Source organism: Rhodopseudomonas palustris BisB18, assembly GCF_000013745.1.
Lineage (GTDB): Bacteria > Pseudomonadota > Alphaproteobacteria > Rhizobiales > Xanthobacteraceae > Rhodopseudomonas_A > Rhodopseudomonas_A palustris_F.
Genome location: NC_007925.1, coordinates 1,568,440 through 1,581,897, shown reverse-complemented (window position 1 = coordinate 1,581,897; position 13,458 = coordinate 1,568,440). Strand labels below are relative to the sequence as shown.

At 67.5% G+C, this 13,458-nt stretch carries 13 protein-coding genes; 3 read left to right on the top strand and 10 right to left on the bottom strand.

Annotation, left to right across the window (positions count from 1 at the left end; genetic code table 11):
* Window positions 1-188: 188 nt before the first annotated feature.
* From RPC_RS07310 to RPC_RS07300, 3 genes are read right to left on the bottom strand one after another with little or no spacing between them, the layout of a single operon-like run.
* Entirely contained in the window at window positions 189-1,058 is an 870-nt protein-coding gene (locus RPC_RS07310; RefSeq protein ID WP_011471921.1) for an MlaD family protein, read from the bottom strand.
* A gap of 16 nt (window positions 1,059-1,074) precedes the next feature.
* Window positions 1,075-1,848, bottom strand: a complete 774-nt coding sequence (locus tag RPC_RS07305) for an ABC transporter ATP-binding protein (protein ID WP_011471920.1) — start codon at window positions 1,846-1,848, stop codon at window positions 1,075-1,077.
* A gap of 2 nt (window positions 1,849-1,850) precedes the next feature.
* Window positions 1,851-2,984: an MlaE family ABC transporter permease gene (locus RPC_RS07300; protein ID WP_011471919.1), complete on the bottom strand. Its 1,134-nt coding sequence runs from the start codon at window positions 2,982-2,984 to the stop codon at window positions 1,851-1,853.
* Window positions 2,985-3,118: 134 nt separating this feature from the next.
* Here RPC_RS07300 and dgcA point away from each other — a divergent pair, with 134 nt between their 5' ends.
* A complete protein-coding gene (gene dgcA / locus RPC_RS07295; RefSeq protein ID WP_011471918.1) occupies window positions 3,119-4,114 on the top strand; it encodes an N-acetyl-D-Glu racemase DgcA in 996 nt (331 codons plus the stop codon).
* Here dgcA and RPC_RS07290 read toward each other — a convergent pair.
* The gene (locus tag RPC_RS07290; protein WP_011471917.1) at window positions 4,084-5,298 is read right to left on the bottom strand and encodes an MFS transporter; all 1,215 of its coding nucleotides are present in this window, start codon (window positions 5,296-5,298) and stop codon (window positions 4,084-4,086) included. The genes dgcA and RPC_RS07290 overlap by 31 nt on opposite strands.
* A 76-nt stretch (window positions 5,299-5,374) precedes the next feature.
* On the opposite strand from RPC_RS07290, the gene RPC_RS07285 reads away from it, so the two are divergent.
* Window positions 5,375-6,871: a hypothetical protein gene (locus RPC_RS07285; protein ID WP_011471916.1), complete on the top strand. Its 1,497-nt coding sequence runs from the start codon at window positions 5,375-5,377 to the stop codon at window positions 6,869-6,871.
* Between the two features lie 361 nt (window positions 6,872-7,232).
* On the opposite strand, the gene RPC_RS07280 is transcribed toward RPC_RS07285, so the two are convergent.
* The 5 genes from RPC_RS07280 to thiD all read right to left on the bottom strand — a co-directional run bounded on the left by RPC_RS07280 (window position 7,233) and on the right by thiD (window position 11,801).
* Window positions 7,233-8,225 carry a threonine ammonia-lyase gene (locus tag RPC_RS07280; protein WP_011471914.1) on the bottom strand — a complete coding sequence of 331 codons (993 nt, stop codon included), beginning with the start codon at window positions 8,223-8,225 and terminating at the stop codon, window positions 7,233-7,235.
* A gap of 71 nt (window positions 8,226-8,296) precedes the next feature.
* Window positions 8,297-9,346: a glycosyltransferase family 4 protein gene (locus tag RPC_RS07275; protein ID WP_011471913.1), complete on the bottom strand. Its 1,050-nt coding sequence runs from the start codon at window positions 9,344-9,346 to the stop codon at window positions 8,297-8,299.
* The gene (locus RPC_RS07270) at window positions 9,347-10,162 is read right to left on the bottom strand and encodes a UDP-2,3-diacylglucosamine diphosphatase (RefSeq protein WP_208855636.1); all 816 of its coding nucleotides are present in this window, start codon (window positions 10,160-10,162) and stop codon (window positions 9,347-9,349) included.
* 36 nt (window positions 10,163-10,198) lie between these two features.
* Entirely contained in the window at window positions 10,199-10,855 is a 657-nt protein-coding gene (locus RPC_RS07265) for a class I SAM-dependent methyltransferase (RefSeq protein ID WP_041802554.1), read from the bottom strand.
* A 139-nt stretch (window positions 10,856-10,994) separates the two neighbouring features.
* Window positions 10,995-11,801, bottom strand: a complete 807-nt coding sequence (gene thiD, locus RPC_RS07260) for a bifunctional hydroxymethylpyrimidine kinase/phosphomethylpyrimidine kinase (protein ID WP_041802552.1) — start codon at window positions 11,799-11,801, stop codon at window positions 10,995-10,997.
* A gap of 135 nt (window positions 11,802-11,936) precedes the next feature.
* On the opposite strand from thiD, the gene RPC_RS07255 reads away from it, so the two are divergent.
* Window positions 11,937-12,182 carry an Lrp/AsnC ligand binding domain-containing protein gene (locus RPC_RS07255; RefSeq protein ID WP_011471909.1) on the top strand — a complete coding sequence of 82 codons (246 nt, stop codon included), beginning with the start codon at window positions 11,937-11,939 and terminating at the stop codon, window positions 12,180-12,182.
* A 260-nt stretch (window positions 12,183-12,442) separates the two neighbouring features.
* On the opposite strand, the gene RPC_RS07250 is transcribed toward RPC_RS07255, so the two are convergent.
* On the bottom strand, window positions 12,443-13,375 hold the full coding sequence (locus tag RPC_RS07250) for a c-type cytochrome (protein ID WP_011471908.1): 933 nt from the start codon (window positions 13,373-13,375) through the stop codon (window positions 12,443-12,445).
* Window positions 13,376-13,458: the final 83 nt, after the last annotated feature.

Below are 13,458 nucleotides of genomic sequence, written 5' to 3'. Positions count from 1 at the left end.
GTGTTGGCGAAATGATTGCTAATCAACCCAGCGATTGCGCGCGGGCTCGGAGGACGCCGGCAAGACCTGGCGTTCGAAGCCCGAGCAACGCGCGGCCTCATGGTTCGAGACGCGCGCCGAAACCGGCGCGCTCCTCACCATGACGGAAGCTGTGCTTGCAAAAACTCCGAGTCGGCCGAGGGCGCCTGCTACTGCCGCCGACGCGGTCCCGGCCGTTGCGCCGCAGGCTGCGGCGGCGGCTCGGAGGCCGAGGTGCTCGGCCCGAACAGGATGCGGGTCGGATTCTTGTCGAGATTGTTCACCGCCCGGCTGATATCGGCCAGCGTGCGGCGGCCGTCCAGCATCAGCGCGCCGGCGCGCTTGTCGAGATTGTCGGTCAATTCGCGGAACGACTTCACCGCCTGCAGCAATTCGCCGCCGTCCTTGCCGCCGGCCAGCGCATCGAGACCCAGCATCAGATTGTCGGTCTTGGTGATGACGCCGTCGGCCTTCTTCATGATGCTGTCGATGTGTTCGGAGCTGCTCGCCAACGACGAGGTGAAGGTCTGCACGTTCTGCAGCGAGGTCCGCACCGCCTCCTCATTGTCGGCGAAGATGCGGTTGACGTTCTTCAGCGTCGCGCGGATCGCTTCGGTGACGTCCTGCAGCGCCGCGGGATCGGCGGTCAGCATCGGCGTGCCATCTTCGTCGAGCGGCACCGGCGGCGCGGTTTCCTGACCGCCCTTCAGCGAGATCGCCGCGACGCCAGTCAGCCCCTGGAATTCCAGCCCGACCAGGGTGTCCTTGCGGATCGGCGCCGAGTTCTCGACCATCGCCAGCGCCACCACGCGGCGCGGATTGTCGAGCTTGACCGAGATCACCTCGCCTATCCGCACGCCGTTGAAGTTGACGTTGCCACCATTGCGCAGGCCCGACGCCGAGCCTTCGAAGATGATCCGCAACGGGCTGCGCGTCTTGGTGGTGTGCAGACTCTGGAACCAGAGCACGAAGCCGAGCGCGGCGACGATCACCGCCAGCACGAAGCTTCCGATCAGAAAATAATTCGCCCGCGTTTCCATTCAAACTACTCCGGTACTATGAGCCGACGACCGCACGGGCGCGCTTGCCGTGGAAATACGAGCGTAGCCAGGGGTGCTGTGAGGCTTGCATCTCGGCCATCGTGCCGGCGGCGATGATCTTGCCGTCGCCGAGGACGGCGATCCGATCGCAGGCGGTATGAAGGCTGTCGAGATCGTGAGTTACCATGAAAACGGTCAGGCCCAAAGTGCGCTGCAGCGTGCGCACCAACTCGTCGAAATCGCCGGCGCCGATCGGATCGAGGCCGGAGGTCGGCTCGTCGAGGAACACCAGTTCGGGATCCAGCGCCAGCGCGCGCGCCAGCGCCACCCGCTTGATCATGCCGCCGGACAGTTCCGAGGGAAAGCGCTCCGCCACTTCGGGCGCGAGCCCTACCATGCCGAGCTTGGCCACGGTGATTTCGTCGAGCAGGCGCTGCGACAGTTTGAGATATTCGCGCACCGGGAACTGGATGTTCTGCGCCACCGTCAGCGAGGAAAACAGCGCGCCTTGCTGGAACAGGATGCCCCATCGCCGTTCCACCGCGCGGCGCTCCTTGGCGTTGGCGGCGTCGAGATCGACGCCGAACACCTCGATCTGCCCGCTGACCTTGGGAACCAACCCGATGATGGTGCGGGTCAGCACCGATTTGCCGGCGCCGGAGGGGCCGACAAAGCCGAGAATCTCGCCGCGCTTGACGTCGAGGCTGAGCTTGTCGAGCACTTCGGTGGCGCCGAACCGCACCGAAACGTCGCGCACCCGGATGATCGCATCCGCCACTTCAATCGCCATCGTCACATTCCGATCGAAGCGAAGAAGATCGCGAACACGCCGTCCATCACGATCACGAAGAAGATGCCCTTCACCACTGACGCCGTGGTGTGGCGGCCGAGCGACTCGGCGCTGCCAGCGACCGCGAGGCCTTCGACGCAGGCGACGATGCCGATCACGATCGCCATCACCGGCGCCTTGATCATGCCGACGGTGAAATGGTCGATCGAGATCGCGTCGCGCAGTCGCAGCAGGAAGGCGTCGGGATCGACCCCGCCATACAGCCAGGCCACCAGGCCGCCGCCATACAACGCGGCGACCACGCCGAGAAAGGTCAGGATCGGCATCGCCAGCACCAAGGCCATCATCCGCGGCATGATCAGCACGTCGATCGGATCGAACCCCATGGTGCGCAGCGCGTCGATCTCCTCGCGCATTTTCATCGAGCCGAGTTCGGCGGTGTAGGCACTGCCGGAGCGGCCGGCGACCATGATGGCGACCAGCAGCACGCCGAGTTCGCGCAGCACCAGCACGCCGAGCATGTCGACCACGAACACGTCGGCGCCGAACTTGCGGAAATGGAAGATGCCCTGCTGGGCGACGATGCAGCCGATCAGGAAGGTGATCAGCATCACGATCGGCACCGCGCGCCAGCACACCTGCTCGAGATGATGCACCGTCGAGGTCAGCCGGAACGACCCCGGATGCATTACCACCCGCAGCATCCCCGCCATCACCGCGCCGGTCATCGCCACCAGGCCGACGATGGTGTCGAGGAAGCCCGCCACGCTGCGGCCAAGCCGCTCCACCGGGGCTCTCAGGCTGATCCCGCCGCGCTTCGACGGCTCGGGATCTTTCACCCGCCGCACTTCGTCGACCAGGCTGGAATAATTCGCCGACAGTCCGGCGATGGTGGCTTCCGCATCGCCCTGGGTCAGGCTGCGGCGCAGCCGCTCGATCAGCCAGGCGCCGAAAGTATCGAGCTTGGCCACCGCCGAGACATCGATGGATATATTGGGACGGGTGCCGCTCAACGCTTCGGCCTCGGCGACGATCCGCTCCAGCACCGGCGCAAACGGCGCGGTCCAGGACCCGGCGGCGCACAGCGCCAGTCCGTTGCCTCTCGCGATCTGCTCAAGCGTCGGGTTGCCGTCCAATTTCAACTCCTATGGCTTTTCCGACCCGCGGAAAAGAAATCTAACTTCCAGCCGTGCCTTGTGGGGGACCGCCGATACCAGCCATACTTGACCGCGACGAGCAACCTTTGATTCCAAAATTGTCAGATTCTGAAATGACTTCCAGCAAATTATCGCGACTGATCGCACGGATCGAAAGATGGCCGATTGCGGGCGCTTTCACGATTAGTCGCGGTTCGAAGACCGAGGCGGTGGTGGTGGTGGCGGAGATCAGCCGTGGCGGCTACGTCGGGCGGGGTGAATGCGTACCTTACGCGCGCTATGGCGAGACTCCAGATGCGACATTGGCGATGATTGAGGCGTTAGCAGGGCCGCTTGGCCGCGGAATGGATCGCCAGGCGCTGCAGGCTGCGCTGCCCGCCGGCGCCGCCCGCAACGCGCTGGACTGCGCGCTGCTCGATCTCGAGGCCAAGAGCAGCGGCGGCCGGGTCTGGGATCTGCTCGGCCGTGCCGCGCCGCGCCCCTGCACCACCGCCTATACGATTTCGCTGGGAACGCCCGAGGCGATGGCCGCCGCGGCCGCCAAGGCTGCCGGGCGGCCGCTGTTGAAGGTCAAGCTCGGCGGCACCGAGGACGGAGCCAGGATCGCGGCGGTGCGCCGGGCGGCGCCGGAATCCGAATTGATCGTCGATGCCAACGAGGCCTGGACCGCGGACAACCTCGAACAGAATCTGGCCGAATGCGCCGAGGTCGGCGTCACCCTGGTGGAGCAGCCGCTGCCCGCCGACAACGACGCGGCGCTGGCCCGGATCCGCCGGCCGATGGCGGTCTGCGCCGACGAGAGCGTGCATGATCTGGCGTCGCTCGAGGGTTTGCGCGAGCGCTATGACGCCATCAACATCAAGCTCGACAAGGCCGGCGGATTGACCGAGGCGATAGCGATGGCCGACGCGGCGCGGGCGCAGGGCTTGGAGATCATGGTCGGCTGCATGGTGGCGACCTCGCTTGCGATGGCGCCGGCGATGCTGCTGGCGCAGCAGGCCCGCTTCGTCGACCTCGACGGCCCACTGCTGCTGGCCGGCGACCGTGACGACGGGCTGCGCTACGACGGCAGCACGGTCTATCCGCCGGACCCGGAGCTTTGGGGCTGACCGCCCGCGGCGTCGGTGTCCAAACCGCGGCGCGCCAGCCAGATCACCACGGCCCCAAGCGTCGCCATCACCGCCATGCCCAGATAGACGCCCGATCCGAACCGCGCAAAGATCACGCCCGAGCCGATCGACGCGCCACACATCACAATCCCGGCAGCGGCTGTCAGATAACCCTGCGCGCTGGCCGTGACATGCGACGGCACGTGGCGGACCATCAACGTCATGGTGCCGACCTGGGTCAGCCCGAAGCTCAACCCGTGCATCAGCTGCACGCCCGCCAATAGCGCCAGTGGCGGGTCCTGCGCGGTGATCGACCAGCGCAGCGCCGCGGCGAGTCCGCCGACCACCATCATCAGCACCGGCGACAAGGTAAAGCGCGGCGACAGCGCGAACACCACGATCTCGGCGATCACCCCAAGCGCCCACAATCCGGCGATGGTGGCGCCGTCGAGCCCCGCGCTCTGCCAGGCGATTGAGCCGAACGTATAGTAGGCGGCATGGCTGCCCTGGATCAGCGCCGCGGCGCCGATCATCGCCAGAAAGCCGCGATCGCGCAGCAAAGCGCCGGCGCGGAACGGCAACGTCTCTGACTGACGCGGCGCATCGAGCGGCTGCAGCCCGAAGCCGGCCACCGCGCCGAGCGCCGCCATCGCCGCGATCACCCAGATCAGATGTGGGGCGGCGATCACGTCGGCCAACAGCCCGCAGCCGAGCGCGCCGACCACGAACGCCGCCGAGCCCCACAGCCGCAGCGGCCCGTAGTTCAGCCCATAGCGCACCACGCCCTTCAGCGCATAGCCGTCGGTGAGCGGCACCAAAGGCGTCCAGGCGCAGGCGGTGAGCGCGAACACGATCAACACCGCGACCGGTTGCTGCAGCGTGCCGAGCACCGCAAAGCCGGCGAAGGTCGCAAGCGCCGCCACGATCATCGCGCCGCGCAGCGATTGGCTGCGCTCGGCAAGCCCGGTGATCAACGGCAACAGCGTGAACCGGGTCAGCGCCGGCACCGCGATGATCAATCCGATCCACGTCGGCTCGATGCCGACCGCCTTCAGCCAGACCGGAAAGAACGGCAGATAGCTGCCGGTCAGACCGAAGATCATGCCGTAAAACAGCGCCAGCCTGCCGGCGAATCGCCGGGAGACCTCGTAGGAACTGATGGGGATTTGTGCGGTCGGCGGCATCAATTCAATTGCGATTCGCTGCGGTTCATGGTGATCGTTAGCGTAACGCGCCCGAATTTGCGTCAACGAGTTGGCAATGCCCGAAGAAGCTTTCGCCCTGTCGCCGATCTCCGCCCGTGCGTCGCTGCCCAGCGAGGCCGATTACGAGGCGATTCGCGAAGCCTTCATGGAGACCGCGCGGGGCCGCTGGTTCCTCGGGGAGTATGCCAAGCGCAACCGCAACGCCGACACCCGCATGGTGCTCGACGCGGTGTCGCGGATCGAACAGACCATCGCGGCGCAAAAGCAATCCCCGGCCAGCGGCTTGGTGGAGTCGCTGAGCCGCATCAGCGCGCTGATCGCTGACGCCAAGGCCGGCGCCGCGCAGGCGCTGCCGGATCCCGGCGAAATCCTCGCCGGGGCGCGCGAAGGCGCGCGCGTCACCCGCGAAGTCGCCTCGGCGCTGCGCGACTGCGGCGCCGATCGCCGAATCTGCGATCTGCTCGACGCCCAGGTCGCCGCGATCGAGACCGGCCATCGCCAGATTGCCGCGGTCGGGGCGCGCGACGCCGTGCTGGCGGCGTTCGATCGGCTGATGCAGCAGATCGTCGATCTGGCCAGCATCGCCCCGAGCAAGCCGCCATCCGCGCGACCGGCGCCGTCACCCGCGACGCCAGCGCCGCCGTCTGCGACCGTGCACGCCATGAGCGAGGCCCGCGCCCCGGTCGCCGAGCCAGCGCCGGCCGAACAACCGCCCGCCGCCACCGCCGCCCCGCCGGTGGCGCGCGCGCCAGCCGCGCCCGCAACGCCGACGCCGCCCGCGACGCCCGCCCCCGCCACGCCGGCCCCCGCACTGAGCGCCCCCGCCACGTCGGAGCGTGCCGAACCGGCGGCCTTGACGGCCGCCGCCGCGCCAGCGCGCGAGCCAGAGCTTGCGGTGCCGCGCGAGGCGCCGCAGCCCGCCAAGCCGCAAGCGGCGCCCGCGCCGCGCGACGCCGTCGCCGGCGATGACATGGCCGTCGATGACATGGCGGCTGCGGCGATCGCCACGGGCGCAGCCGCGATGGCCGCCCAGACGCCCGTCACCCACGAGGTCCCGACGCTGGACCAGATCGTCGCCGACGAATCCGCCGATGAGGCCGCGACCGCCTATGATATCGCCGTGCTCGACATGGTGGCGCAGGAGATGGCGGTCCCCGAGCCGGAGCTGCCGGCGGCACGGGTCGCCGCAGCCTCGGAGCAACCGGCGGAGATCGAGGCCGCGCTGGCCGAGATCGCCATGGCCGAGGCGGCGATGAGCGACATGCCGTCGACCGAGACGGCGATCATGGAGAGCGCTCCGCCCGCGCCACTCGCGCCGCAGCCGGCCGCGCCGCCTGCCCCGCCGATCGCCACGGCAATGCCGGCGGTGAGCCAGGACGAAGCGGCTCCGGTCGGCCCTGGCGCGGCGACGATGTCCGCCGCCGAGCCGGCCTCGCTCGGCGCCGCGCTGATCGCGCGCGGCATGGTGCGCAAACCGCTGGGCTCCGGCATCGATCCGTTGGCGGCGATCCGGCGCATGACCCAGGCCGAAAAGCTGGCGTTCTTTTCCTGAGATTCTTGCCCGAGATTCTCGCCTGAGATTCTTGACCGAGATTATTGCCCGAGATTATTGCCCGAGATTATTGCCTGAGCTTTGCCGTCCTGAGGGATCGTGTCCCGGACGCCGAGCAGCGCGCTCGCGCTGCGAGGCGAGCCGGGACCGTTCCAAGCGCTGCCTTCGTAACGGCCCCGGCTCTGCAGCGCACCACGCCGCAAGCGCGGCGTAGTGCACTGCGTCCGGGGCACGAGTCTCAGAGAGATTTTGGCGCGCAACTACAGCAGGATGACGTTTCTTCGAATCGTCATCCTGCTGTAGTTTTTTGATTGAGCATGGTGTTTTCCGAAAACCGAGATCCACTTTTCGGGGTCATGCTCTAACCTTGAATCAGCCGGGCGAACACGTCGGCGTCGACATTGCCGCCCGACAGCACGATCGCCACGGTCTTGCCGCGGGGCTCGATCGCCCCCGACAGCAGCGCCGCCAGCGCCACCGCGCCGCCCGGCTCGACCACCAGCTTCAATTCGCGGAACAGCAACGCCACCGCGGCGCCGACCTCGGCGTCCGAGGCGGTGACGCCGCGCGCCAGCAGCCGCTGGTTGATGGAAAACGTCAGCTGCCCCGGTATCGCCGCCATCAGCGCGTCGCAGATGGTGCGCTCGGTGGCGTGATGCGCCTGCCGCTGCCCGGCCTGCAACGAGCGGGCGAGATCGTCATAGCCTTCCGGCTCGGCGCAGATGATGGTGGCCTGCGGGCAACGCGCGCGCACCGCCACGGCAGTGCCCGCCATCAAGCCGCCGCCGGACGCCGGCGCCACCACGATATCGGGCACAAGCCCCAGCGCCGCCAGATCCTCGGCGATTTCGCGGCCCACCGTGCCCTGGCCGGCGATCACCTTGAGATCGTCATAGGGCGGCACCAGCGTGGCGCCGCGGCTTTCCGCGATGCCGCGGGCGATGGCTTCGCGATCCTCGCGGTCGCGATCGTACAGCACCACCTTAGCGCCGTAGGCCAACGTGCGTTCGCGCTTCGACAACGGCGCATCCGCCGGCATCACGATGGTGGCCTGCATGCCGAGGATCTGCGCCGCGGCGGCAACGCCCTGGGCATGATTGCCGGAGGAGAACGCCACCACGCCGCCGCTGCGCGCCTCCAGCGGGATCGACGACAGCTTGTTGAAGGCGCCGCGAAATTTGAACGAGCCGGTCCGCTGCAGCATCTCCGGCTTCAGAAACACCCGCGCCCCGGTGCGCTCGTCGAGCGCCGGCGATGATAGCAACGGGGTACGCACCGCATAGGGCGCAAGGACCACGGCGGCCGCGTCGATATCCGCGGAGCTGACCGGCAGTAGCTTCAGAACATCTGTCATCGGCGATGTGTATCGCGCCGCGCAAGGCGCGAGCAAGTCTCAATCGCGCCGCAGCATCGCGCGCCGCAACATCACGCCGAGACTTGCGGGCGCCGCCACGCTCTTGCCGCCCGCCCGCTTTCCATCAGTTGCGCGGTGGCGACGTTGTCGATGAAGGCGGCGGCCGAGGCTTCCCAGGTTTGCGTCAGCGCGAATTCCTGACAGGCCTGCCGCGACAATTGCAGCGCCGACAGGCAGGCGGTGCGCAGATCGTCGTTCAACGCCCCCACCGGCGCGGTTCCGATCACGTCGCGCGGCCCGGTCACCGGAAACGCCGCGACCGGCACGCCGCTGGCCAGCGCTTCGAGGATCACCAGCCCGAAGGTGTCGGTCTTGCTGGGAAACACGAACACGTCGGCCATCGCATAGGCTTGCGCCAAGGCTTCGCCCTGCAGCGCCCCGAGAAACACTGCGTCGGGATAGCTGCGCTGCAGCCCGGCGCGCGCCGGGCCGTCGCCGACCACCACCTTGGTGCCCGGCAATTGCAGGTCGAGAAACGCCTCGAGGTTCTTCTCCACCGCGACCCGGCCGACGCAGAGAAACAACGGCCGCGGCAGATCGCAGGACACCGTGCGCGGATGGAACAGCTTGGTATCGACGCCGCGCGGCCACAGCACCACATTGCGGAAGCCGCGGCCGCGCAACTCGTCGGCCAGCGCCGGCGTCGCCGCCATCACCGCTTGGCTCAGCCCATGGAAGCGGCGCAGCCAGGCCCAGATCCAGGACTCCGGAATCGGAAACCGCGCCGAGATGTATTCCGGAAAGCGGGTGTGGAAGCTGGTGGTGAAGCGCAGGCCGCGCTTGCGGCAATAGCGCCGCGCCGCGATGCCGATCGGGCCTTCGGTGGCGATGTGGATGAAATCGGCGTGCGCCTCGCCGATCAGCCGCGCGATCTTGCCCGGGCCCGGCAGGGCGACGCGCAGGTCCGGATAGCTCGGCAGCCCGATGGTTCGGAACGATTGCGGGGTGATGAAGCTGACGTCGACGCCGAGCGACTTCGCGGCCTCGGCCATCATCGTCAGCGTGCGCACCACGCCGTTGACCTGCGGATGCCAGGCGTCGGTGGCGACCAGAATACGCATTCAGGCGGCCTGCGCGGCGACCGGCGGCGCGAGCAACGCCCGCGTCGAGGTCTCATGCGTCCAGGTGATGATTTCGAAACGGCCGTCTTCGTTCTCGGCGAGCGCGGTGCAGCTTTCCACCCAGTCGCCGCAATTCATGTAGCGCACGCCGTGGTCGTCGCGGATCGCCGCGGTGTGGATGTGGCCGCAGATCACGCCGTCGGCGCCGTGACGCCGCGCCTCGCCGGCCAGCGTCTCTTCGAACGCGCCGATGTAGTTGACGGCGTTCTTGACCTTCAGCTTGGCCCATTTCGACAACGACCAGTACGGCACCCCGAACAAACGCCGGAACGCGTTGACCAGCCGGTTCATCTTGATGGCGAAGTCGTAGGCCTTGTCGCCGAGATGGGCGAGCCAGCGCGCGTTCTGCACCACGAGGTCGAACATATCGCCGTGGATTACCAGATAGCGGCGGCCGTCGGCGCCCTCGTGCACCGCGCTCTCCACCACCTCGATGCCGCCGAAATGCGTACCGTAATAGTTGCGCAGGAATTCGTCGTGATTGCCGGGCACGTAGATGATGCGAGCGCCCTTGCGCGCCTTGCGCAGCAGCTTCTGCACGAAGTCATTGTGCGACTGCGGCCAGTACCAGCTCGATTTCAACGCCCAGCCGTCGACGATATCGCCGACCAGGTAGATGGTGTCGGCATCGTGGACGCGGAAGAAATCCAGCAGTTTGGCGGCTTGGCAACCGCGCGCGCCGAGGTGGACATCGGAGATGAATAAGGTGCGAAAGCGCCGTTCCGGACCCTCGTCGCTCATGGCGTCACGTCCCATCTGCAGCTGCTGCCGCGGTCGGCAGCGGGATGACGCTCACGCCGCCAGCGGCGCAGGCGTCCGTTCAAAACACACCAGTGTGTAGATGCCGAACGGCGCGATCTTGCGCCGCTCGACCAGAATGGCGTCCTTGTTGGACTGCGCCCAGGCCTGCAGCCGGGCGAACGGGAATTCCGGGCGCAGGCCGAGCCCGCGGGTGCGTTGCGCGGTCCAGCGCTCCACCGCGGCAGCGACGCCGACCTCGGAATACAAATGGTTGACCAGGATGATGCGGCCGCCCGGCTTGACCACGCGGTGGCACTCCGACAGCACCTTCTCCGGGTTCGCCACCAGCGTGATGACGAACTGCGCCACCACGCAGTCGAAGGTCGCGTCGGGGAACGCCATGCGGTGCGCATCCATCACCTGGACGCCCTTAACCCACGGATAGCGCCCGGTCGCCATCTTGGCGCGGGCCTTTTCCAGCATCGGCTCGCACAGATCGATGCCGGTGATCTCGGTGGTTGAGTCGTAATCGTCGAACGACAGTCCGGTGCCGACGCCGACCTCCAAGATCTTGCCGCCGAGCGAGCGCGCCTCGGCCGCCGCGGCGCGGCGGCCCTTCAGCATCACCGGCCCGCAGATCGCGTCATAGATCGGCGCCCAGCGGGCATAAGCGGTCTCAACGATGGATTTATCGAGGTCGGGAGTCATCATTTCGCAAGATCTGCCGTCGAATCGAAGTTCATTTTCATGATTTTGGGATAGCAGCCCAGTGCGACGGACAGACGACAGCGGCCGGCGCCAAGCCGGTCGCCGCCGCCGTTCAGCTCAGCAATTCGGTGGATAACGCCTAAACTTGGTCGAAGGCGTGGAAGTGGTGGATCGGGCCATGACCGTGCCCGACCTGCAGCCGGTCTCCGGCGGCGATCGCCGCGCCGACGAAGGCCTTGGCGGTGCGCACCGCGGTTTCCAGATCGGCGCCCTTGGCGAGTTCCGCGGCGATCGCCGAGGACAACGAGCAGCCGGTGCCGTGGGTGTTGTTGGTCGCGATCCTTGGCGCCGGCAGCGCCAAGGTGCCTTTGGCGGTCACCAGATAGTCGGTGCTCGACGGCCCCTGGCCGTGGCCGCCCTTGATCAGCACCGCGCCGCAGCCCAGCGCCAACAGCCGGCGGCCCTGGCCCTCGATCTCGCCGACGCTGGTGGCGACCGCCTCGTCCAGCAAAGCCGCGGCTTCCGGCAGGTTCGGGGTGATGAGCTGCGCGCGGGGCAGCAACAGGCTGCGCAGCGCCTCGATGGCCTCCGCCGCCAGCAGGTGAGCGCCGGAGGTGGCGACCATCACCGGATCGAGCACGACGATGCGCGGCGACCAGCGCGCAAGGCCGGTGACGATCGCCTCGATCGCCCCGCGTTGCGACACCATGCCGATTTTCACCGCCTTGACGTCGAGATCGTCGAACACCGCGTTGATCTGCGCGGTGATGAAATCCGCCGGCACGTCGTGCACCGCGGTCACCCCCTTGGTGTTCTGCGCGGTCAAGGCGGCGATCACCGAGGCGCCGTAGACGCCGAGCGCCGCGAAGGTCTTCAGATCGGCCTGAATGCCGGCGCCGCCGCTACTGTCGGAACCGGCAATGGTGAGGGCGATCGGTTGGGTCATCATTGGCTCGTGCGACGCGGTGGCATCAAGGGTTCCGGGGGGTCGTATCCTGCCGCGTGGGCTGCGGCAAGCTCGCTTGCCACGGGGAGTGGATTTTGGCTTGATGCGGCGGCGTCACGCCCCGGAGAGACAACGATGATTCCCTTCTTTGTGCAGTTCAAATGCAAGCTCGGCCAATCCTATGCGGTCGCCAATGCGCTGGCGGAGGCCGAGATCGCATCTGAGATCTACTCCACCGCGGGCGATTACGATTTGCTGGTGAAGTTCTACGTCGATCGCGACACCGACATCGGCCATTTCATCGCCGAAAAGGTCCAGGTGATCCCCGGCATCCAGGACACCCACACCATCATCACCTTCAAGGCGTTCGGGGGGAAATAGCCGTAAATGCCGCGAAGCCGATATGGCACTTCGCTCACCACGTCATGGCCGGGCTCGTCCCGGCCATCCACGGAAACAGCCAGCGCGTCGCTCGTGGGCGTGGATGGCCGCGACGAGCGCGGCCATGACGCGGAGAGGCCTGCGAATCTTCGAGACGCCGCCAGCGTAGGAAGCACGATTGAATTTTCAGGCAGCTCTGCGGATGACGGCTGAGCATTGCGTTCGGCGCAGCGCGCCGCAGTCCTTGGCGCGCATCCGGCTCATTCCTTCTTGGTCCGCGGCGGCCGCGGCGGGCCGTCGACCGGCGGCAGCGATTTCAGATAGACCGCCATCGCCGCGCGATCCTCCGCGCTCAATTGCGAGGTGTTGCGGATCACCCGCGCCATCGAGCCGCCGGCGGTGTCGCCCTCCGGGGTCTGCCCGGTCTCGAGGAAATAGCCGATATCCTTGTCGCTCCAGTCGGCGAGGCCCTTTTGGGTGATGTTCGGCACGAAGCCTTGGCCCTCCGGATTGGGGCCGCCGGCGAAGCGCTGCGCCGCGACGATGCCGCCAAGAAAGTTCCGCGGGCTGTGGCATTCGGCGCAATGCCCGAGACCGTTGACCAGATAGGCGCCACGATTCCATTGCGCGCTCTGCGCCGGGTCCGGCGTGAACGGCTTGCCGTCGAGGAACAGCGCTTTCCAGATCCCGACGCCGCGGCGGATGTTGAACGGAAACGGCAGCTCATGCCCGGGTGCCCGGCCGGCGACCGCGGGCAGCGTTTTCAGATAGCCGAACAGGTCGCGGACGTCGTCGAGCCTGGCGCGCTGGTAGGAGCCGTAGGGAAACGCCGGATAGTAGTGCGTCCCCTCCGGCGAAGTGCCTTTCAGCACCGCGGTGGCGAAATCGGCCTCGTTCCAGCCGCCGATGCCGTCGGCCGGGTCCGGCGAGATGTTCGGCACGTGGAAGGTGCCGAACGGCGAGGGGATCGCCAGCCCGCCGCCGAGCTTGGTGCGATCCGACTGCCCGGGCGTGGCGTGGCACGACGCGCAGCCGCCGGCGTTGAATACGGTCTGGCCGTTGGCGAGGTCGGGGCTGCGCGGCGGCAATTCGCCGGCCGGTAGCCGCGCCGGGATGGTCAGCCACCAGAACGCCGCGACACCGATGATTGCGATCGCAAGCGCGCCGCGAACGATTGATTTCCGCACCGTCATTCCGTTTCAGGAGAAACCGATCTCAGGCCGTCATGAGGCAACGCCAGCGCGTCGCGCCATGACGGCCGAAAGGTTGCCCGCCG